The 21,974-nt window shown below is 44.6% G+C and carries 16 protein-coding genes and 2 pseudogenes; all 18 read left to right on the top strand.

Annotated features, from left to right (window positions below; genetic code table 11):
* The first annotated feature begins 24 nt into the window (after positions 1-24).
* The 18 genes and pseudogenes from SNR34_RS16310 (at position 25) to SNR34_RS16225 (ending at position 20,201) form a co-directional block, all read left to right on the top strand.
* Positions 25-363: an ABC transporter substrate-binding protein gene (locus SNR34_RS16310; RefSeq protein WP_486179611.1), complete on the top strand. Its 339-nt coding sequence runs from the start codon at positions 25-27 to the stop codon at positions 361-363.
* A gap of 58 nt (positions 364-421) precedes the next feature.
* Positions 422-1,042 carry an ABC transporter substrate-binding protein gene (locus tag SNR34_RS16305; protein WP_486179610.1) on the top strand — a complete coding sequence of 207 codons (621 nt, stop codon included), beginning with the start codon at positions 422-424 and terminating at the stop codon, positions 1,040-1,042.
* Between the two features lie 47 nt (positions 1,043-1,089).
* Entirely contained in the window at positions 1,090-2,424 is a 1,335-nt protein-coding gene (locus SNR34_RS16300; RefSeq protein WP_486179609.1) for an FAD-binding oxidoreductase, read from the top strand.
* A 96-nt stretch (positions 2,425-2,520) separates the two neighbouring features.
* Positions 2,521-4,203, top strand: coding sequence for a CocE/NonD family hydrolase (locus SNR34_RS16295; RefSeq protein WP_486179608.1), 1,683 nt, complete (start codon positions 2,521-2,523; stop codon positions 4,201-4,203).
* Between the two features lie 46 nt (positions 4,204-4,249).
* Positions 4,250-4,690 (top strand): cupin domain-containing protein, encoded by a 441-nt coding sequence (locus SNR34_RS16290; protein WP_486179607.1) that lies wholly within the window; start codon positions 4,250-4,252, stop codon positions 4,688-4,690.
* Entirely contained in the window at positions 4,687-6,015 is a 1,329-nt protein-coding gene (locus SNR34_RS16285) for an amidohydrolase family protein (RefSeq protein WP_486179606.1), read from the top strand. The genes SNR34_RS16290 and SNR34_RS16285 overlap by 4 nt, the downstream gene beginning before the upstream one ends.
* Positions 6,016-6,073: 58 nt before the next feature.
* Positions 6,074-7,654 (top strand): annotated as a pseudogene (gene ggt, locus SNR34_RS16280) (gamma-glutamyltransferase).
* Positions 7,655-8,407: 753 nt separating this feature from the next.
* Complete coding sequence (locus tag SNR34_RS16275) at positions 8,408-9,289, top strand: LysR family transcriptional regulator (RefSeq protein WP_486179605.1); 882 nt, start codon at positions 8,408-8,410, stop codon at positions 9,287-9,289.
* Between the two features lie 174 nt (positions 9,290-9,463).
* The gene (locus tag SNR34_RS16270; RefSeq protein WP_486179604.1) at positions 9,464-11,353 is read left to right on the top strand and encodes a beta-glucoside-specific PTS transporter subunit IIABC; all 1,890 of its coding nucleotides are present in this window, start codon (positions 9,464-9,466) and stop codon (positions 11,351-11,353) included.
* Positions 11,354-11,382: 29 nt separating this feature from the next.
* The gene (locus SNR34_RS16265; protein ID WP_486179603.1) at positions 11,383-12,807 is read left to right on the top strand and encodes a 6-phospho-beta-glucosidase; all 1,425 of its coding nucleotides are present in this window, start codon (positions 11,383-11,385) and stop codon (positions 12,805-12,807) included.
* A gap of 139 nt (positions 12,808-12,946) precedes the next feature.
* Positions 12,947-14,110, top strand: coding sequence for an MFS transporter (locus tag SNR34_RS16260; RefSeq protein ID WP_486179602.1), 1,164 nt, complete (start codon positions 12,947-12,949; stop codon positions 14,108-14,110).
* Positions 14,111-15,772: 1,662 nt separating this feature from the next.
* Positions 15,773-16,306, top strand: coding sequence for a hypothetical protein (locus tag SNR34_RS16255; protein WP_486179601.1), 534 nt, complete (start codon positions 15,773-15,775; stop codon positions 16,304-16,306).
* A gap of 60 nt (positions 16,307-16,366) precedes the next feature.
* Positions 16,367-16,681: a DUF3888 domain-containing protein gene (locus tag SNR34_RS16250; RefSeq protein ID WP_486182468.1), complete on the top strand. Its 315-nt coding sequence runs from the start codon at positions 16,367-16,369 to the stop codon at positions 16,679-16,681.
* 1,080 nt (positions 16,682-17,761) lie between these two features.
* The gene (locus SNR34_RS16245; RefSeq protein ID WP_486179600.1) at positions 17,762-17,956 is read left to right on the top strand and encodes a hypothetical protein; all 195 of its coding nucleotides are present in this window, start codon (positions 17,762-17,764) and stop codon (positions 17,954-17,956) included.
* Between the two features lie 81 nt (positions 17,957-18,037).
* A pseudogene (locus tag SNR34_RS16240) lies at positions 18,038-18,151 on the top strand (winged helix-turn-helix transcriptional regulator); the annotation flags it as partial.
* A 695-nt stretch (positions 18,152-18,846) separates the two neighbouring features.
* Positions 18,847-19,008, top strand: coding sequence for a hypothetical protein (locus tag SNR34_RS16235; protein WP_486179599.1), 162 nt, complete (start codon positions 18,847-18,849; stop codon positions 19,006-19,008).
* A gap of 255 nt (positions 19,009-19,263) precedes the next feature.
* Entirely contained in the window at positions 19,264-19,839 is a 576-nt protein-coding gene (locus SNR34_RS16230; protein WP_343262911.1) for a papain-like cysteine protease family protein, read from the top strand.
* A 23-nt stretch (positions 19,840-19,862) separates the two neighbouring features.
* Complete coding sequence (locus SNR34_RS16225) at positions 19,863-20,201, top strand: hypothetical protein (protein ID WP_486179598.1); 339 nt, start codon at positions 19,863-19,865, stop codon at positions 20,199-20,201.
* Positions 20,202-21,974: the final 1,773 nt, after the last annotated feature.

Below are 21,974 nucleotides of genomic sequence, written 5' to 3'. Positions count from 1 at the left end.
TTTTCCTTGGGGAGTGGTAATGAGATGAACAAATACAGACAAAAAGGAACTGTCGTTTTACTGGCAGCATTGTTTTCCTTATCCGCATTGCTGGCGGCTTGCGGGAATCAGCCAACTCCTCAGAATGCCGCTGCTACGGGGGGGAGCGAGGAACTCACGGCAATTACACAGGTGACGAACTGGTTTGCACAAGCGGAGCATGGGGGGCTGTATGCGGCAAAGGAACAAGGATATTACAGCGAGGCCGGTCTCGATATGACCATCCAGGCAGGTGGGCCGCAGGTGTCTCCAACACAGATCGTGGCTTCCGGCAAGGCGCAGTTCGGACTGGCTACAGCGGATCAATTGCTGGTCGCTCGTTGAAGAAGGAATCCCCCTTGTAGCGATTGCGACGATATTCCAGAAAAGCCCGCAGGGACTTATGGTTCATGCCAACCAGAACATGTCCTCCCTGGCCGATTTGAACAACCGCTCTGTTTACGTGGGGACGGGCTCGGTGTTCTGGGATTTTGTGAAGAGTAAATACCAATTGGGTAACGTGAAGGAATTGGCTTATACCGGTTCTCTGGCTCCTTTTGTAGCCGATGAAACGGTTGCCATTCAGGGATATGTAACCAGTGAGCCGTACGAGATGAAGCAGCAGAATGTAGACATTGATTTCCTGCTACTGGCGGATGCCGGTTATAACCCGTATTCCAATGTGCTATTCACCACGGAGCAGTATATTCAGGATCATCCTGATATTGTGCGCGGTTATGTCGAGGCTTCGATGAAGGGCTGGGATTACTACAAGACCAATTATGATACCGTGAATGACGTCATTTTAAAGGAAAACCCTGATTTTACGAAAGAAAAGCTGAACTATGCCGCAGAAGCGCTTATCCCGTTTGTATATGAAGGTGATGCGGCGACACATGGCGTTGGCTACATGACAGAGGAACGCTGGACGGAGCTCGGAAAGCAGCTTAAGGAGATTGGGGCATTAAAAGAGGAGCCTGATGTCAGCAAGGTGTTTACGGATGAATTCTTGCCGAATTCCTAAGAGATTCCGTTGGGAGATCAGTATTACAAATACGGGAGGGGAACCGAGTGAATGAACATTGGATAGCCGTATTGAAAGAACGCATGGATCCGGAATTGCTGCAGTGGGAGGAGGCGGCGCTTGCCAAATATTCGATGGATTATCATCACTTCTCTCCTGTGCTGGCCAGTCAGCTGCAGGGTAAGGTCGCCGAGTGCATCGCCAGTCCGCGCACCGAGGAAGAACTTGACGATCTGCTCTCCATAGCAGCAGAGCTGGGAGTTCCGCTGACCATCAGGGGGAACGGCACCGGCAACTATGGTCAATGTGTTCCGGTCACAGGCGGAATCGTCATGAATCTGGCCAAATACAACAAGGTGCTCGAAATGGGAGAAGGCACGATGCGGATCCAGGCCGGGGCCAGACTCGGCAAAATGGAATCGACTGCCCGCAAGGCAGGTTACGAGCTGCGTACGATGCCTTCCACCTTTCAATCCGCGACGATCGGTGGTTTTTTATGCGGCGGTTTTGGCGGCATCGGTTCGATCAGCTGGGGGACGATCTGGGATGGGTTGGTACGTTCTCTAAAAATCAAGACCGTTGAGGTTCATCCCCGTACCATTGAGCTCCAGGGAGACGAGGTGCTGCCTTACCTGCATACGTACGGTACAATCGGCATTTTGTCCGAAGTGGAAATCAATCTGGCTCCCCGAGTGGAATGGATGCAGTGGGCCGTAACCTTTGACCGTTTTGAACAGGCTTTTCGCTTCGGGCAGTTGGTTGCTGAGGACACTTCCTTGGTGAAAAGGCTAATTTCGATCCATGAATGGCCGGTTCCGTCCTATTTTCTTCCGCTTGATCTCCCCGCTGATCATGCTGTCGCACTACTGGAAGTGGATACAGCTAACGAATCCCAGCTTGAACGTATCCTATCGGAGTATGGAGGTCACTTGGCGATGAAGGTCTCTGCCGAACAGTATCACAAAGGTGTAGGGGTCTCCGATTTCACATGGAATCATACGACTTTGTGGGCGCGCAAGGCAGACCCCGGCTTAACCTATCTGCAGCTGAATTTTGATTCATCCTGTGCCCTTGAGCAAATCTCCTCTATGAAAAAGGAATATCCAGAAGTGATGAATCATATCGAGTTTGCCCGCCAAAACGGAAATTTGCTGATCTCCGGCCTGCCGCTGGTTCCTTTCACAACGGAGGAAAACCTGAACCAGCTGATGGAACGTTACGAGGAAAACCGGGTTAGAGTAAATAATCCGCACACTTGGGATTTGAAGGAGGGCGGGCGATCCTACGCGCATGATCGTTTATGGGAAATCAAAAACCGCAACGACCCGAAGGGGATTTTGAATCAGGAGAAATTAAAGCGTTCGGCTGTCAGTGGCGTCTGATCAACGGATGATGGACGAATGGCGCAACCTGCAGCAGTTAACGTGCCATGCGGATTTTAATAGTCAATCCGTATCTACAGCAAAGGAGCGAGTTGCATGAAATTTGGAAATGTGGTCATCCGGCGAAAGGTCCCTTGCACGATGCGCGACGGTATAACGTTGTATTCAGATATATACCTGCCGGACGAGACAGGAGAATATCCTGTGCTGCTGATGCGCCAGCCCTACGGCCGGTCGATTGCTTCTACCGTTACGCATGCCCACCCCGTCTGGTATGCAAGTAAGGGATATATCGTAGTAATTCAGGACGTCAGGGGGCGGGGAGAGTCGGAAGGCGAATTTAATCCGTTTGTTCAGGAAGCAGAGGACGGTTTTGATACCATCAAGTGGGCAGCCGGTCTGTCCGGCTCGACCGGGAAAGTAGGCATGTACGGTTTCTCTTATCAAGGTCTAACACAATGGGCAGCAGCTTCCCTTCACCCCCCTGCGCTCCAGGCGATTGCACCGAGCATGTGTCCGGCAGACATGTATCATGGCTTATTTTATCCGCATGGCTCCTTCGCACTTGGCAACCATCTGCCGTGGGCTTTCCAGCTTGCTCGTGACACTGCACAAAGAGCGGGTGACTTCGAAACGGCAGAGCAATGCTCACGACTCATGCGCAGCCCCGATGAGATACTTTGGAAAATGCCATTGAATGAAAGACATCCGATTCTGGAGCAATACTTTCCCGCATTTTATGATTGGATCGATCATCAAGCGTACGATGAGTACTGGGAGCGGATGAACTGGATCGAAGAGATCGTAAAGGAACCTGTACCGGCTTTGCATATTGGGGGCTGGTATGACGGTTTCCTTATGGGCACGTTACAATCGTTCGAGGCTCTGCAAGCTACGGCCACGCCGGATTGCTTTCATCGGCTCATTGTCGGCCCGTGGGCCCACATTCCATGGGGGCGTAGAGCGGGCGGAATCGATCATGGCGAGCAGGCAGATGGTGGTCATCATCTGGAGCAGCTGCGCTGGTTTGATTATTGGCTGAAGGGCAAGGAAGACATGGAACTGTCTGGTGAACTGCCTATCCGATATTTTGACCAATTGAGTCATGAATGGCATACGGCGGAACAGCTGCCTTTTCTATTTGAGGATGGGGCCTCTCCGTCCGAATGGTTTTATCTGTCCGGGTCACAGACCCCGGCGAACGGTGCGGCAGGAGGGGGGAGACTCGAAAAGCATAAGGAAGATGTGGAGGAGGCTGTGCCGGATGTATTCGTATACGACTCACGTCTGCCGATGCGTCTGGACTCTTACCTGCCGTCCGACCGAGCTGCCATTCAGGAACGGCAAGAGATTCTGGTATATACGGGAGGACCGCTTGCAGAGGATATCCCGATTTTTGGGTCCCCGGAGTTATCCGTTCAGTACCAAACATTGGGAGGTCCGACGGATCTGGTGGCCATCCTCACCACCGTATCCGAGAAAGGGACGGCCCGGCTACTGAGTGTGGGTCGCACGGAAATCTGCAGTGAAGGAGCAGATGCCTCCAATGAATGGAGAACAGCGCAGATCCGGCTGCGTCCCTTGGCGGCCACCCTGCCGGCTGGCTCGTATGTCCGGCTTGAGTTGACAGGCAGCGCCTTCCCGTTGTTCGCCCGGCATCCGAACGGTGTTAGGGACGAGATGAACAGCACGGGAACAGGTGGGTTGAAGATTGCCACCACGGCTGTTCGCAGTACAGAACAGGACATATCCTGTTTGAGGCTGCCGGTAAAAAGATAAAAAGCGATGCTTAAATTAAAATCAATCAAAGTGAGGTTGAATGTATATGGTGAACATTCCAGGTCTGGTTGCTGGTAACTTTGAGAATTGTCCCGTCCACAAAATTTCCGCACAGGATACGAATAAGTTCATCCTGCTGTGCGACAGGGGGCAGGTTCCTTTCACTTCATTTGTGGAGATCTTCGAGGTTGGAGGCAGAACTCCATCCAATGAACACCGGGAGGCTTATGAATATTTTTATGTGTTAAAAGGGGAAGGGCTAGCCAAAGTTGGCAGCGAGTATGAGACTCCGATCCGCCAAGGCTCCTTCATTATCATTCCACCGGGCAACCATCACGATATTATTAACACGGGCAGCACACGTCTGTATTGTCTGACGACCATGGTACCGGACGAAATGTTCTCGGATATGATCAAAGCGGGTCCGGCCACCGAGCTTGACGAGGAGGATCTGGCCGTGCTTCAGGCGCTGGCTACCGCACAATGAGTGCAGGGATGCGTTTCATTAATGTACGCCTTCCGCACCGGGAAGACCTCTGTCTTTATGAACTAAAGGCGGAGGTTGGAAAATGGGTTAGTATCCGTCGGCAAGATCGTTTCCTTGATGCACGGGAAAGCGGTGCTTCCCGTCTGATGGTCCCGCATCAGGCTGGATTGGACCTGAAACGGCTCTCAGACGCGGATTGCATCGATCTGCAGGGCGGCATGATGCTTCCTGGCCTGGTTGACTGTCATATGCATCTGGATAAGGCCTTTTCGCTCTCGCAGGTGTCGAACCGATCCGGCACGCTTCATGAAGCCATTCTTAATTACAGCCAGGCTGTACAGACATTCAGCAAGGAGCAGCTAGCGGAACGCATGCTGACTGCCGCCAGAATGGCACTGAGCTACGGGACCACGACCATAAGGAGCCACCTTGACTTCCCTGTTCATTTGGGGAGAGAGGTGGCCTTTCGGACGATCGAGGCAGCCTTGGAAGTACGGGAGAAGTTGAAGGGCCGTATGGCTATCCAATATGCACTCATGGTTCCGTTCCGAGGCAATCATGAAGCTGCGGATGAGGCAATCGAGGAAGCAGTGCGGATGGGGATTGATGTACTGGGTGGAGCCCCTCATCTTGCAGATGACTCTGAAAGAGAGATAAGCAGGATTTTTCGGTTAGCGGAACGTTTCGGCGTACCCATTGATCTGCATGCAGATGAAAGTGATCATCCCGGAAAAAAAACCGTGCTGAGCATTGCAGAGCATACGACTCGCTACGGTTATCAGGGCAGAGTGACGGCAGATCATCTGTGCTCGTTGTCTGCCATGACGGAAAAAGATGCACAGCATGTGATGGCGAAGATGAAGGAGGCCGGTCTGAACGCGGTAACGCTCCCTGCGGTGAACCTGTATCTTCAGGGACGGGAAGATCGCGGCCTGGTAAGACGGGGCACAACACGCATTCGCGAGCTGCTTGCCGAAGGCATTCCGCTTGCTGCGGCCTCCGACAATATTCAAGACCCGTTCCATCCGTTCGGCCGCGGGGATCTGATACAGATCGCCCAAATCACATCGTATGCTGCCCATATGGGCAGTGAACGGGATTTGGTACAGCTGCTGCGCATGATCACGGATATACCTGCTGAAATCACGGGCTGCGAAGAGTATGGAATAGAAGAAGGCCTCGCCTGCAACTTTGTAGTCACGGATGCTTCAGATGTCACGCAGCTGCTATCAGGTACAAAAATGAGTCGCTGGGTGTATGCCTCCGGCAGATGGCAGTCTGCTCTGCATACAGCTCAGACATTCGCGTCTGAATTAGTAACATGATTAGACAACAAACAGGAGTTACCGTCAGTTGAACATAAGAGAGAAAGAAGGTGGCAAGATGGTTCCACAAGTCACAGGCACCCAGACGATGGTAGTCAGTCCTCACTCTTTGGCCAGCGCGGCAGGATCGCGTATTTTGCAGCAGGGAGGTAACGCCTTTGATGCCGCCGTGGCGGTGAGCGCCTGTCTTGCCGTCGTATACCCCCATATGACGGGACTGGGAGGCGATTCCTTCTGGCTGACCTATAGCACCGAAGAGAGAAAGGTCAGGGCGTATAACGCGAGTGGACGTTCGGGCAGCCGGATTACCGCCGCCAGCTTTGCGGGCGAATCAGCCATCCCACAGCGGGGGCCGCGCAGCGTCATCACCGTGCCGGGGATGGTGGACGGCTGGGATGCCATATTACAGGAATATGGCTCGAAGACGCTGGCAGAAGTGCTTGAGCCCGCGATCCAATATGCGCTGGAAGGCTTCCCGCTGTCGCCGGACCAGCATGTCAATACAGCCGAGCGTTTCGATGTGCTGGCAGCTTATCCACAGACAGCCGCCATCTATCTGCCTGGAGGCAAGGTCCCGGAGCAGGGCAGCCGCTTTGTGCAGTCTGCTTTGGGAAACAGCCTGCTCCAGGTTGCGGATCAGGGTCGAGACGTATTTTATTCAGGCAGTGTTGGTCTGGAGATTGTTCGCTCACTTAAGGAGCAGGGCGGTCTGCTGACACTGGAGGACTTTGCGAGACACCGAGGTGAATGGGTGGAGCCGATCAAAGGGAGTTAGCGAGGGCTTGATCTCTATCAGGTCCCACCGAATTCACAGGGCTTTACCGGTATAATGGCGCTTCAAATTCTCGAACAGTTTGATTTGGAGAGTATAGAGCATGGTTCTTATGAGTACTATCACCTGCTCGTGGAGGCGCTGAAGCTGAGCTTCCGTGACCGCGATCGTTATTTGACAGACCCACAATTTTCCTCCATTCCTCTGGATCGGCTGCTATCCAAATCCTATGCCGCGAAGCTGTCGGCCTGCATCGATATGGAGCGAGCCCTTCCGATGAACACCCAGCCGGTAGGCCATGATACGGCATATGCGGCGGTAGTAGACAGTGAGGGCAATGCCGTTTCATTTATCCAAAGTCTTTATTTTGAGTTCGGCTCGGCTGTGGTTGGGGGAGACACCGGTATTTTGCTGCAGAACAGAGGCTCGTTCTTCTCCCTTGATCCGTCGCATGTGAACAGGCTGGAACCGGACAAAAGAACCTTTCATACGCTGATGCCGGCAATGGCTTGCCGCGATGGGAAACCGTATATTTTGTACGGTACCCAGGGAGGAGAAGGTCAGCCGCAGACACAGACCGCGCTGCTGACCCGCATGGTGGATTATGGCATGGCCCCCCAGAGCGCTGTCAGTGAACCCCGCTGGGTGTGGGGAAGAACATGGGGAGAGGCGACGCAAGAATTGCGAGTGGAAGGCCGAATCGCGGCAGAAGTGCAGCAGCGTTTACGGCTGGCCGGACACGCGGTGCATACAGTTGAAGATTTTGCTAGAGTCATGGGACATGCGCACGCCATTATGATCGATGACAATGGCTTCCTGCTCGGGGGTACCGACCCACGATGCGATGGTGCGGCTATCGGATGGTAACCCAGAACTGGGGCGAAAGGTCTGGGTATAATACCGCGCAGGCTTTATTCTTCTATAAGACACAACTAAGCTGGAACGGTTCCCGTTATCCTACTGGGGGAACAACGACTTTTTTGAAAGCACTACTTATGTGAAAAATGTTGTATGACAAGAACATTATTCTATTCAAAGTCGCTATTATAGCGGCTTTTTTGTTTAGGAATCAAGTTATTGTCTCAAACTGAGGACAAGAACATTGTGTCATTCGGAATAGGTAGTTATCTAACTTCAAATTGAACGTCTACCTTCTTCACACGATAATGTTTACAGACCCGACTCCGCTGAATACAGCTATATGAAATGTAACATTTGCTCCAGAAGCCCGTAACAACTGGCAGGCGCATCACAAAGGACAAATATTGATTATAGGGCTGGCATCAGGAAGAAGGCAAGGAAGCACAATGACCCAAAGCCGGAGATGTTATTAACATACCAGCTAAAATCAAACATTGACATCGAGCTACAAGTGATAGCTGGTTTGTGCACTTGGCACTTACACCAGGTAAAACCGATTGGTCAGAGCCTGTATCCGATGAGGCGTATAATACATTGAGTAAGTAATCTCACTCTAATTGATGTATAATCACCCATATTAGTTAGGAAAGGCAGTTGATCATCCCAATCAACTGTCATCCTCAGGTTAATCGTTAGCTGAAGACTACGAATTCATCGCACCACTAAAATCGTTCTTTTGATGCATCTTAGGAGGAAATTATGGAATTAAGAGTGCTTCGATATTTTTTAACAGTTGCTCGTGTAGAGAATATAACGCATGCAGCAACGATTCTCCATGTAACACAGCCTACGTTAAGTAGGCAATTGGCTGATTTGGAGAAAGATTTAGGAACCCAGTTGTTTATCCGTGGGAAAAGCAAAATAACACTAACGGAGGCAGGTATGCTTTTGCGTCAGAGGGCAGAGGAGATCCTTACTCTTGCGGATCGAACGGAGAAGGAATTTAGGGACCAGCATAACCTGGTGGGAGGAACCATCTCCATTGGAAGTGTTGAATCTTTAACATCTAATGTGATATTAAGTCTGCTAAAAGAGTTCAATGTCGAGTATCCGCAGGTTAAGTACCATATCTTTAGTGGAACGGGCGATGACATAAAGGAGCGTATAGATAAAGGACTGCTCGACGTAGGTATTTTATTAGAGCCAATTCACATTGAGAAATATGATTTTATCAGGCTGCCTCAAAAAGAGCGCTGGGGAGTCCTTATGAAGACCTCATCACCACTCGCACAGAATGAGTATATAACTTCAACCGATTTATTCGGGGTGCCTCTGCTCATATCCAGTCGGTCTGTCGTACAAAACGAGATTGCAAGCTGGTTTGCCGATGAATACGCACATCTAAACTTTGTAGCGACCTACAATTTAATATCTAACGTGCTTAACCTCGTCGAACAGGGATTAGGAACTGCAATTTGTATTGAAGGTGCGCTTACAATGAAGCAGTCTGACACGCTATGTTTTAGACCCTTTTACCCGGAACTTCAGTTTCCGACGGTGATTGTCTGGAAAAAACATAAGATATTCAGTCAAACTGCGATACGTTTTTTGGAGCATATCAAAAATGCTTTTCAAGCATAATAAAGTATAAATTATAGGCATTGGCTATAGCTGTTTATCTGATGATATTTTAAAGGTGTAATGAATGCAGCCTTTATGTATTAATGATAAATAGCTTTTTTTGTATGGAAAAGTTATTTAAAGCGCTTACGGCTCCATTCATTTAGACGGCAACAACAAGAGGGGGCATTATGGATGAGCAAGAAATATGAGAAGTTAGCTCAGGATATTGTAGAGAAAGTGGGCGGTAGTGAGAATGTATCCACGCTGACTCACTGTATGACCAGGCTTAGATTTGCACTGAATGATAATAGCAAGGCAGATCAAAATGCGCTTAAGTCATTCGATGGTGTTATTGATGCGATCGAGAGTGGCGGACAGTTCCAGGTCGTTATTGGGACACATGTTGAAGACGTTTACAAAGAAGTGATCAAGCACCTTAAACCCAACATGAGTTCATCGGGAGAGCCAACTGATGCTAGAAAAGTTAGTGTTTTGGGGAAATTAATTGATTTCGTATCTGGAACTTTTAGCCCAATTGTTCCTGCTATAGCTGGCGCTGGTATGATCAAGGCATTACTCGCGCTACTGATTTTGTTCAACTGGATATCTAAAGATTCCCAAACTTACTATGTAGTCAGTCTTATGTCGGATGCCATCTTCTACTTCTTACCGTTTCTATTGGCATATTCGGCTGCGAACAAATTAAAATGTAGTCCCGTCCTAGCGCTCGTTTTAGCGGGTATTTTACTTCATCCAAACTTGACGCAATTGCGTTTAGATGGAAATGAGGTAAGTGTTTTTGGGATCCCACTAACTCTTGTATCTTATAGTTCATCTGTGGTTCCAATTCTCTTGATCGTTTGGTCACAATCCTGTATTGAATCTATGTTTAAGAAGATCATTCCGAATGCAGTAAAAGTTATTTTTGTTCCGATGTGCACCATTTTAGTGGCGGGTATTCTAGCCTTGACGGTATTAGGGCCTCTAGGATCATTTTTCGGAACGTACTTGGCTATGGGCTTTGATTTCTTGGGTGCACACGGTAGCTGGTTGGTTATTTTCCTGGTTGCAACCTTCTGGCCAATACTGGTTATGTTTGGACTGCACCATAATATTGTTCCTCTATCCATCGCTCAAATCACCACATCAGGATATGAGAATATCCTCGGTCCTGGAGCGATGATCAACTGTATTGGACAAGGTGTCGCGGCTTTAGTTGTAGGGATGAGAACCAAGGATAAAGCATTAAAACAAATCTCTGCTTCCAGTGGTATTACAGCGTTGATGGGAATCACAGAACCAGCTCTTTACGGTGTGAATTTACCGAAGAGATACCCGCTTGTAGCGGGTATGATTGGAGCCGCCAGTGGTGGACTCTATGCAGGGCTAATGGATGTTTCTCGTTATGCGACAGGCGCTTCAGGAATTCCAGCGATTCCGTTGTACATTGGCGAAAATATCTGGAATCTATATAACATACTGATCGCACTAGTTATAACAACTGTTGTGACGGCAGCACTTACCTATTTGCTCAGTTTGAAATACGAAAAAGATGTACCGGCTCAAGATCCTATTGAAAGCACGGAAAGCGTGAGCGCGGTTACGGATAAAGTCATTGAAATAAAAGATTCCGTGATTACGACTCCAATTAAAGGTCAAATCATTCCACTCCAGGATGTACAGGACGCAGCTTTCGCAGCTGAGGCCATGGGAAAAGGAATTGCGATAGAACCTAGTGAGGGCAAAGTAATTGCTCCCTTTGATGGCAAGATTGTATCCTTGTTTCCTAAGAAACATGCGATGGGGTTATTGTCCGATGAGGGGGTCGAAATTCTAATTCATGTTGGCTTAAATACAGTGAAACTGAATGGGAAATACTTTGAAGCTTTTGTTGAAGAAGGCCAGAGAATTACGAAAGGACAGACACTGATAACCTTCGATCTGGAAAAAATCAGACAGGAGGGCTATGTTACTCAAACGCCTATTATTGTCACCAACACCTATAGCTACTCAGATGTAATACCAGAAACGAGTCAACAACATATTAATTTTGACAATACATTGTTAGTTGTAAAAGCGTAACGATTATTTAAGTTGAGGGAGTGTTATAGATGGCACTAAGAGAAGATTTTCTATGGGGTGGAGCCGTTGCGGCCAATCAATGCGAAGGGGGATATAGAGAAGGGAATAAGGGACTATCCACCGTTGATGTCATTCCGGCAGGCAAGGATCGTGTTCCTGTGTTGCGAGGTAAAATGAAAATGCTGGAATGTGATAATGAGCATTTCTATCCAAGTCATGAGGCCATCGATTTTTATCATCGCTACAAAGAAGACATTGCCTTGCTTGCTGAAATGGGCTTTAAGTGTTTCCGTTTATCGTTGGCATGGACAAGAATCTTCCCTAATGGAGATGACGAGCTTCCAAACGAAGAGGGTTTGAAATTTTATGATGATGTGTTCGACGAGTGCTTGAAATATGGGATCGAGCCATTAGTAACGATTACCCACTTTGATGTGCCCATCCATTTGGTGAAAACGATCGGTTCGTGGAGAAGTCGGAAAATGGTTGATCATTATGAGAGATTGTGTGAAACGATCTTCAACCGTTATCAGCATAAAGTGAAATACTGGCTTACCTTTAACGAAATCAACATGTTGTTACACCTGCCTTTCGGAAGTTCGGGGCTTGTGTTTGAAGAAGGCGAAAATGAAGATGCTGTTAAGTATCAGGCTGCTCATCATCAGTTAATTGCAAGTGCAAAAGCAACTGAAATTGCTCGTAGAATCAATCCCGAGATGAAGATTGGCTGTATGTTGGCGGGTGCCAACACGTATCCGTATACTTGTGCACCAGAGGATGTCTGGAAAGCAATGACAAGAGATCGTGAGCATTACTTCTTCGTCGATGTACAATCCCGTGGCGAGTATCCGAACTATGCGAAGAAAATGTTGGAACGAGTGAATATTAATATCGTGATGGAAGACGGAGATGAGGAATGCTTACGAAACAATACCGTTGATTTTATATCCTTCAGTTATTATGGTTCAAGGTTAACAAGTGCAGACCCGGAAGTAAATACAAAAACGGCAGCCAACCTGTTCCCAACACTGCGCAATCCACATCTGAGAACGAGTGAATGGGGATGGCAAATCGATTCGAAAGGTTTAAGGATAACATTGAACTCGTTATATGACCGTTATCAGAAGCCGCTATTTATCGTCGAAAATGGATTGGGTGCGATCGATACGCCTGATGAGATGGGGATTATTGCAGATGATTACCGAATCGAGTATTTGCGCGAACATATCCAAGCCTTTATAACCGCCGTGGAGGAAGATGGCGTAGATTTGTTGGGGTATACAACTTGGGGATGTATTGACTTAGTAAGCTCCAGTTCGGGGCAGATGAGTAAAAGATACGGTTTTATTTATGTTGATAAAGATGACGATGGAGAGGGGACATTGAAACGCAGCAAGAAAAAATCGTTTGATTGGTATAAAAAAGTCATTGAAAGCAATGGTACAGTGCTCTAACGAATCAGCAATAACGCATGAAGTCATTGGCTTTATGCGTTATTGCGTTCTCTCCTACAACGAAGTGAAGCCATAAAGGAGTTGGTCTTTTATTATATCCAAGGAGAAGCTTAGAACCTATTCGTTACTGTCCGTTGCGTTGTTAATCTCCTCAGGTCCAGTAATCGCCGCTAATATACCTGCCATCGCGAAGGCTTTTCCAAGCATATCGTTAACCCATGTAGGCTTACTGACGACAATCCCTTCACTGTTTGTTATTCTGGGTGTTTTGATCGGAAATCGTCTGGAACAAGTGATTGGAAAGAAAGTAACGATACTTACAGGATTAGGGCTTGTTCTCATTGCAGGAATTTTTCCCGCATTATATCATGAGCATTTTTCATTGTTATTCGTTTCGCGTTGTTTATTTGGGTTAGGTATAGGCTTGTTCAATAGGTTAATTATTCAGATGATAAGTGATATGTATCGTGAGAATCCAAGTAAACAGGCAACCGTGATCGGTTTAGAAAGTGCTTTTGAAGGTTTAGGCGGTATTTGCCTAACGCTACTGGTTGGTCAACTTTTGCCAATGGGCTGGCATACTTCATTTTTTGTTTATGGACTGGCACTGCCTATTTTCATCGCATTTTTATGTTTCATCCCTTCTGATCGAAGAGGACTTAATGAAAATAAAAAGCAACAGCTTACAACGCATTCAGATCATACACTTGATAAAAAATCACTTCAAGTCATGATCGGTTTTGGCGTTTTATTGTTTTTGATCGTAATGATTTTTATTAATTACAATATACAGATTACACCATTACTTCTGGAGCAAAAGATTGGGAATGCAACAAATGGTAGTAATATGCTTGCATTTTTAGGTTTAGGAGCTTTTATTGCTGGATTTTCCTTTGGTAAGATATACAAAATTTTCGGACATTATATCGTGGCCTCCTCGATGATGTTACTTGGAGGAGCAATGTGGGTTACGACAGTCTCACAAAGTATCATTCTTACGACCTTTTGTTCAATGGTCATCGGTTTTTCGTTTCGCTGCATTATGCCATATTTACTGCATATCTTTGCACGACAAATCGCCAGAATGGCGAAATTAGGCACAACAATTGTATTGATCTCGTATAACCTGGGAGCGACACTGTCGCCATACGAAGGAAGTTTGATTAAGGAGATGCTCCATCTTTCAGATGTGCAGGATTTGGTTTCTAGTAATGCAATTATTGTAATGATAATTTCTATTGGAGGGTTTGGAGTAACGGCATTTTATCATAAGGATTTGAAAGAACAGAAGACAAAGAATTGATGTCGATTAATCGGCAATTGGTACAAGGAAAGTTGTTAAAGCCGTTTCATAGGAAATTGCAAAAAAGGCAGCGGCAAAAGCGGTAAAAAAATCATCTACAAGTAAGAGTGGTTCTTTAAAGATGGACCTGCAGCTCTTTGGAAAAGTATAAGAAGTCGCTTTTTAGCGGCTTTTTTGTTTATCGGTACAAGTTCTTGTCCCGAGCCAAGGACAAGAACTTGTACCGATTGCCGGAATGGACAAGAACATAGTCCGATTACCGATTAGATGTACATCTAAACATTGATCACATTGGACTTGAAGCTTTATTAAGTACCATAAATGTTCACAATGTTATGTGACAACTAACAAGAGGAGAGGTTAAACACGGTTGTTAGGTATTAAAAAGGGGAAATTCGGACTGAAAATAGCTGCTGAGGACAAGAACATGTTCCTATTGCCGATTAGGCGTTTATCTAATCGTCATCTTGTCCTTATTTCATTAAACTAACGGGCAGGTAGTTGAATGAATAAATCTCCAGTCATTGGGTAGACTACTTCGAATTGGCGAAGTTATTACTGCGAGTAGATCCTTTTCAAGGAGGATATTATGAAATTAAGGCGCTGTTTCTTCTAATGATAATGAGTTTTTTCAATTCGGTGCTGGCGAGCAGCATAATAGCCCATAACATAGAACCATCCGAATCTGTGGCAGCCCCCACTGATGGCGAAACTCTCCCGGGACCAGTAAATCGGTTTGCAAAAGCTATACTGAGAAACGATCTTGAAGAGGCGAAAAATATGTAGACAAGGATTTTGTCCAAATCCCAAGATAAGGGAAAATCCAAAATCAGCGGAGTGCAGCTCGTATCCTCCCCAAAGTCAGATGTGAAATACCTACTGGCTCATTTTGATGATGAAGTGCTAGAGGGAGAACGACTTGCTTTCATATGGGAACTAATCATAAAGGAAGACCGAATAACTTGTATCCGCAATCTGTTCGAAGGGGCCAATCCGCCCGTCGATAAGGCCCGATTGGTCAGGGAGTACCAATTGAGCTTCAAAAGGGACGTACTGGTACCCACTGTGTTTCCGTTCGAGATAACTCACTTCAACGGATACGTTGATGGTAATGAATCACTTGAACTAATTTATCAAAACAAAGCACTGAACGCTTTCTTCCGGGTCAAAGTATTCCCAGTCGTAGTAGAATTGGAGCGGTAAAAAGGGAAGAACGATGTGTATTATCAACTAGAAGACGGAACGAAAGCATTGTACCGGTCAAAATTCGAATTGAGATATGAACTTCGATTCCAGAAAAACGGGATGCAATATACGCTTGAGATTGGGAACAAAAAAATGTTGAAAACGAAGTATAAAGCAACAAACTTACTCAAACTTGACAATTTTATGATATAGAGAATCAAGAGTCAGGTCTGGGCTTGCTTGTTCTAACTCACAATGTCTAGTAAGGATAAGATTAGATTAGCGTAATCTATAATTGAACAAGTGATTACACTAATGGGGAACGATAGCGATATGAAACAAAAAAAGCAGCCGACCAATGTGATCGGTAGCTTTTTTTCAGCCAACAGGCAGGATAGTCTAAAGACAAAAGGGAACAACATATCTCATATAGAACACCTTATCTTTAAAAGGGAGGGGATCACATTGCATAATAGGATGAATAAGAGACAATTTATTGAGATGACAGTTAAAGAACAACGTTCTGTAGTATTTAAAGTTAATAGTAATCAAGATGAATTTTTCCGTGGTGTTTCTAAAGAATTAAATGAGGGCTACCTATTTGTTGAAACAGAAGAAGGCCTAAACTTTAAATTTAAAATGGATGACATCATTGAGATTTATGCTATCAAGTCCTCAACTCCAGGACATATTGGGATACAATCCCACAGTTTGATGGAAGGTAGCAAGAATGACCTTGAAAACCTTGTACTCCTGTTTGAAGGTTTAAATGACGACGTAAAGAAACAAATTATATTTTCTTTATCAGAAATGCTGGGTAAGCAAGTGAGCATTTCGAAAATGGATATGACTTCATACAATTTATCTGAAATTGAGATGATTGTTAACACAATAAATGGATATATACTCACTGATAAAACAAAGGATATTTTTCGTTTGGAAATTTCTAAATCATACAACAATATGGATTTACCTCAAAAGACTTATTTGGGGCAATGGTTAGATCATTAATCAACTATTGGGCAGGATAGCATAATAAATTATCTTCATTTAGTGAAAACTTCCCTTAAAATGCTGAGGATGAGGGTTTTAGTAAGATGTATCGGATCAATGCTAACAGTCATCATTTTCTTTGTGACAATACAGCCCGTTTGTTCAAAGCCAAACGATGAACCTTTGAAACGGCTTGTACTTACTTTGTTAGCTCCAAAAATACAGGAACAGATTAACCAATACTATACAAGTAAATTAACTGTATTACCTACGTATGCGCCTTTTTTGGATGGGACTGATGTAGACGGTGAATATCATTCTTCGCATATTGATGTTCAGGTTAAAACAATCCCGTACGTAGGCCTCATTTGGATGTTGGACTCGACTCGATGAGGTTTCGTATAGATAACTCCGGATCAGTAGTGGTTCTTGGGTATAAGCACATTAGGGATTATTACTTGCCTTCTAACTGGCAAGAAATTATTAAAACTCGTTAAACTAACGGGAAACGTTAATGTAACAATATAAAGATAGCAGCTGGTCAATATGATCTGCTGCTTTTTGTCAACTAACGGGCAGGTTAGTTGAATAATGAGATGGATCAATAAGAGTTGAATACATATTAATCGTATGTTCGTCGAGAATCCAAGTAAAATGCAGTAACCTAAAAAGGCAGCATGTCACATTTTTAACAAACTTGCTGCCTCAACAGGCCGCTCGCTGCTTTCCTTTGCGGGCTGCGATTCGTCTGTATTGAGCTCCGAGATCGTTATCAGATCCACGTATGGAGTGGGAGGGGTTCGATGAGGGCGGAACGGAGATACTTGTTGCCTTAGCGTAAAAGTTGCGATGCTTATCATGAACAATCCAAGTGATAAGCAGCTTATAAATTTACATAAATCTAGTTAGACGAAATCATAGATATAAGAACTAATGTTTGGTGTCAAGGGACAAGAACATTGTTCCATTCTAAGTCGCTATTATAGCGGCTTTTTTGTTTTAAGGAACCAAGTTCTTGTCCCAAGCTGAGGACAAGAACTTGGTTCATTTGCCGAAAAGGACAAGAACATTGTGTCATTTGGGATTAGGTAGTTATCTAAATAATATCATGACGGAGATCAGCTCCATTGCATCGCTTGTTATACGGGATATTACATCCCAACCAGCCTCAATCATAGTCATGACAAGTAGGGCGAACACTAGAGACTTGGGATCAAGTCCCACGGCCAGTTGCGTTCAACCAGCTAACTTAATCATTTATGCAAATGAAAAAAGGATCAATCAGAAAGAACTGGTTGATCTCATAATACGAACGGGCAGGTTAGTGGAATATCAATCGCTTTTATGCGTATCATAAAAGATTCGATTTTTTCCGGCAATTTAATGATAAACTATCTAAAGAACAAGTTCATTTTTTGACAGAAAAATTTAGGGTTTTAATTTGTAAAGTACCTAATGGGGAGGATTATGTTGATGGATGAACAAGTCTTTATTCGTGAGTTTTCACAAAAGTTGTATGATGGCTGTGGATCAGTTTTTGTCGAGGGACAAGAACAGGGTCCCATTGAAGTCGCTAATTTAGCGGCTTTTTTATGTTATCGGTACAAGTTCTTGTCCCAAGCTAAGGACAAGAACTTGTACCGATTGCCGGAATGGACAAGAACATAGTCCGATTGCCGATTAGATGGATGTCTAAACATTGAGCGGATACATTGAAAACCTTACTACACAAATTATTTTATGCTAATTAAAGTTGTTCCCCCGAAAGTAGAGTATTCATTGACTGAGCAAGGCAAACAATTTCAGCCTGTGTTAGAAGCTATGCATGTATGGGGAACAATGATTTTACAAGATAAACTCTAGTTTAAATAGGTGTTTTAACAAGAATATTCCTCAAGAAAAGTTGGATGAACTTAATACATTCATAAAAAGTCCTTGATTCATTCCAATAGGTGAACATTTAACTAACGGGAGACGTTTGCTTAATAATTCCTCGAAGGCAGCCGGTCACAAAGATATCGGCTGTTTTCGCTGCGCTAACGGAAAAACAAAACGTAACGTAAAAACGGGTAAAGAGACGCCCCACCAGGCTAAAGTGAATTCTGATGGAAGCTACACTTTCGTTGTGTCTGCTCATGAACCGCTTATTTACAATTGGTGTCGGGGGACAAGAACATATTCCCATTGAAATTCGCTATATTAGCGATTTTTTTATTTTTATCGGTACAAGTTCTTGTCCCGAGCCAAGGACAAGAACTTGTACCGATTGCCGGAATTAACAAGAACATCGTCCGATTTCCGATTAGATGTGTATCTAAATATTGGCACCTCAAACTTAAAAACACTCATTAAGTAAGCATAATACATAAAAATGGACTCTGTTAAACTAACAGGAAACTTTAGTTAAATAGCACCGTGGTGTGGGGGCATGATTGATCCAGATCTTTTGAATATCGAGTTCTGGCAAAAGGTATTAAGGATTAGAGGGTTGGAATTATCGCATTAATTCGTTTCTAACGCAGAAAGGCCGCCATACAAGCTGGTCATAAGCCTGTCAAGTGGACAGTACAGAAATGAAGGAGGCCGATGCAACGATAAAGAAGCGCAGGCAGGAGGAGATTAAATCTTCTCTGCTTGCGCTTTTTATTTGTAGTGCTGGTTACGAGATTAACCTTTCAGGCTTTTTTATCGGTACAGATTTTGTCCCGAGCAAAGGCTAGAACCTGTACAGATTACCGGGATATGCCTCTTTAGTTTGGAGCAATCTGTTTCAGATTCAGACCTCTTGCGATAATATTTTTTTGATTAAAAAATTGATAAAAAAAGGAACCCTTTTAATTAAAAGGGTTGTTTTTTATAGTGTAAGAAAAATGACTTTGGATGAATGAGAAGGGAGGGCAGCATGAAGATTGGCACAAATAGGAGCTTTTGAATTTTTCAATTCAATTTCGATGAAATGAGGAGGAAGGTTTAAAATGAAGCATAAAAAATCGATGATATTCTCTGTATTTGCATTAATATTTACACTAAGTTTCGTGTCACAAGCGTATGCTGCTTCTACAGATTTGCCATCATATCCAATTGCAAAGCAAGAGAAAGATGAATGGTGCTGGGCCGCAGTAAGTTCAAGTGTACTCAAGTTCATGGCTAAAAAAAATGTGTATCAATGCGACTTTGTAAAGACAGTGAAGTCAACCAGTTCGTGTGCAAATGTATCGGCATCCACGGTAGAAGCACAAAGTGGAATGCATGACTACGGGGTATCCTCCAATTATTACTCTGGAAATCTTAATGTTGCCCAAGTTAAAAGTCAAATTGATGGTGGGCGCCCTGTCTATGTTAGCTGGAAATGGAATAGTCCTACAGCTCTTATAGGTCATGCGGTTGCTATTTATGGATATAGTAATACACCAACATATACTTATTATATGCATTATCTTGATCCTTGGGATGGAGTGAAAACTTCAATGGAGTATTCAAAATTTAACGGTGGCACAGGAGCGGATAGAACATGGAGATGGGGACTTAAAGACTTTTGGCATTATCAATAAGGATTAGATTGGGAGGACTAATAATGAAACATATGAGAATGTTCGTAACGATATGGATTGGTCTGATGATCAGTTACATGATTGCTCCAAGTATTCATGCGAGCAGCACTGTCCCGGAAGATGTTCAGATTTATGCTAAGGGGCAAGGGTTGGAAGAGTTTAAAACATTAGTTTTAGATGACCCTGCAGGATACGGTTATGCAAATGAAGAGGAGGTTAAGGCTGTAACCTTGGGCCCGGGTTTTGAAGTACACCTATTTGACTCTGACAAATTTAATCATGTATCTGACAGTCTGATTGACGTATCTAAGCCGACAGGGCAGTATGACTACTGTCGAAGTACAAGAACATGGTCACATTGAAGTCGCTAATTTAGCGGCTTTTTTATTTTATCGGTACAAGTTCTTGTCCCGAGCGAAGGACAAGAACTTGTACCGATTACCGAAATGGACAAGAACATCGTCCGATTGCCGATTAGATGAACATCTAAATAAAAAGCGCGTGCAGATAAACTTCATTAGTATCAAAATATGTATCTTTATCAGCCTGACGATCAAGGACATCAATACTTCACAAGCTTCATCCAAAATGCTTGCCCTAAGCCCGTCTCCGTGTGCAGTTATGAGGAAGAAACGTAGAGCTGCTTATCGACGGTGATAGCAACCGCCCGGTTTACAAAGACAATTACTGTCGCACCGACATGAGTAATCAGCTAGGCGTTCTTGAGCGTTTCGGTGGAAGAATACGAGGGGGAAGGCGAAGAGAGATACAACGATCTGTTCGAAACGGAGTCTTTAGATTTCTCTGACAGCGACAATGACGAATGCCTCGAGGAAAAGAGCCCCTTCCATCGATTACGCCCCTAACGAAGAGGACCCGGAAGCTCGCTGGGATAGAATTAGCGGGACAGCGAGAAGGGGAGGGACCGGAAGGATAGACGCAATCGAATGCCCCCAGTGAGGTGGCCTTTTTAGATACAGACTTGGGGAAAGGATTATGGCTAGCCCATAGGTTTGTGGAGACACATATTCGATAGACCTGCTTAAATATTTTTTAGTGAACAATCCTTATTCTTATGCGATCCGGATCTGGGTGCATATATGCGAGGTATAAAGAAGCGTTTTATTTTGTTAAAAAGCAAAAGACGATCAGATTTGCCTAAGATCGGTGCCAAAAAATCCACGCCGGGAATTGTATTTGCTATCAGCGGCTTAAATATTTCCTCTTTGCGGGTGGCTAACTCTCAGACGTCTGGATAAACAGTTGAGGACGAAATCCTGCCGAGCCGCTGACAAACTTTTTACCGATAGAATAAATCTTGGTTGGGTTACTCAGGATGTCACAGTGTGAGTTCCGGAGGAGATATGTTTATCCTCAACAAAGTTAAAGTGCTACTGGTCCTTAACCACAAAGGGAATAGATTTGTAGTTTGGAAGCCATTTATTTTTGAGATTATTTCTCTTTTATCACATTGGCATTTAGAACATCGTTTTAATGACGCCTATATCACCTGCAGTGATTTGGGTGGGATTAGGCAAAAGAAATTTCTTAAATAGGCGAATAATATGAACGCGTAGTGGATAAAATTGAGACCACCTTAGTCATTCTAATTGGAGTGTTAGAGAGCTTAAATAAAATAAACACACACCCTCGAAAATGTCGGGGAAGATGAAAAAATGAATAGATCGAAAAGGTTGCGAAAAAGGTGTGTAAGAAAAGTTAATTCAGCAATTAGAGAAATTACGGAAAGCCACTTACCTTGTTAAAAGAAAAAAAATAAATCGTGCTAGGAAAGAAGTTGGGGATGCATTACTTCAACTTCATCAATCATTAAGATGTATTAGAGAACTTAAATATCCTAAAACACAGGTTTCAATAGCTGTATCTGATCCAGTCAAAACTACTGATTTGACTGGATCGACTGGAGAAACTGGCGGGACCGGTGCCACCTAAGACGGGATGAAAATTGTAACTGATGAACCCAAAAAAGAACATTATGGCGATTTATTCCAACGTTTAGAGGATGCTCTGAGAAGACACAACGGCTAATACGATTATCAGGACGAGCCAGAAGGTTGGTCCTTTTTAGTTGCCATAAATCATTGGAGATATATCCTATGAACATCAGAATCGTG

Source organism: Paenibacillus sp. XP01, from assembly GCF_057364885.1.
The sequence above is the reverse complement of the archived record's forward strand: the minus strand, read 5'-3'. Positions and strand labels throughout refer to the sequence as shown.

What these genes read in the sequence shown, in the direction of transcription:
- SNR34_RS16310 (WP_486179611.1), top strand. Translation starts at nt 25, where the DNA reads ATGAACAAATACAGACAAAAAGGAACTGTCGTTTTACTGGCAGCATTG.
- SNR34_RS16305 (WP_486179610.1), top strand. Translation starts at nt 422, where the DNA reads ATGGTTCATGCCAACCAGAACATGTCCTCCCTGGCCGATTTGAACAAC.
- SNR34_RS16295 (WP_486179608.1), top strand. Translation starts at nt 2,521, where the DNA reads ATGAAATTTGGAAATGTGGTCATCCGGCGAAAGGTCCCTTGCACGATG.
- SNR34_RS16290 (WP_486179607.1), top strand. Translation starts at nt 4,250, where the DNA reads ATGGTGAACATTCCAGGTCTGGTTGCTGGTAACTTTGAGAATTGTCCC.
- SNR34_RS16285 (WP_486179606.1), top strand. Translation starts at nt 4,687, where the DNA reads ATGAGTGCAGGGATGCGTTTCATTAATGTACGCCTTCCGCACCGGGAA.
- SNR34_RS16275 (WP_486179605.1), top strand. Translation starts at nt 8,408, where the DNA reads ATGGAATTAAGAGTGCTTCGATATTTTTTAACAGTTGCTCGTGTAGAG.
- SNR34_RS16270 (WP_486179604.1), top strand. Translation starts at nt 9,464, where the DNA reads ATGAGCAAGAAATATGAGAAGTTAGCTCAGGATATTGTAGAGAAAGTG.
- SNR34_RS16265 (WP_486179603.1), top strand. Translation starts at nt 11,383, where the DNA reads ATGGCACTAAGAGAAGATTTTCTATGGGGTGGAGCCGTTGCGGCCAAT.
- SNR34_RS16255 (WP_486179601.1), top strand. Translation starts at nt 15,773, where the DNA reads ATGAATAAGAGACAATTTATTGAGATGACAGTTAAAGAACAACGTTCT.
- SNR34_RS16250 (WP_486182468.1), top strand. Translation starts at nt 16,367, where the DNA reads ATGCTGAGGATGAGGGTTTTAGTAAGATGTATCGGATCAATGCTAACA.
- SNR34_RS16245 (WP_486179600.1), top strand. Translation starts at nt 17,762, where the DNA reads ATGGATGAACAAGTCTTTATTCGTGAGTTTTCACAAAAGTTGTATGAT.
- SNR34_RS16230 (WP_343262911.1), top strand. Translation starts at nt 19,264, where the DNA reads ATGAAGCATAAAAAATCGATGATATTCTCTGTATTTGCATTAATATTT.
- SNR34_RS16225 (WP_486179598.1), top strand. Translation starts at nt 19,863, where the DNA reads ATGAAACATATGAGAATGTTCGTAACGATATGGATTGGTCTGATGATC.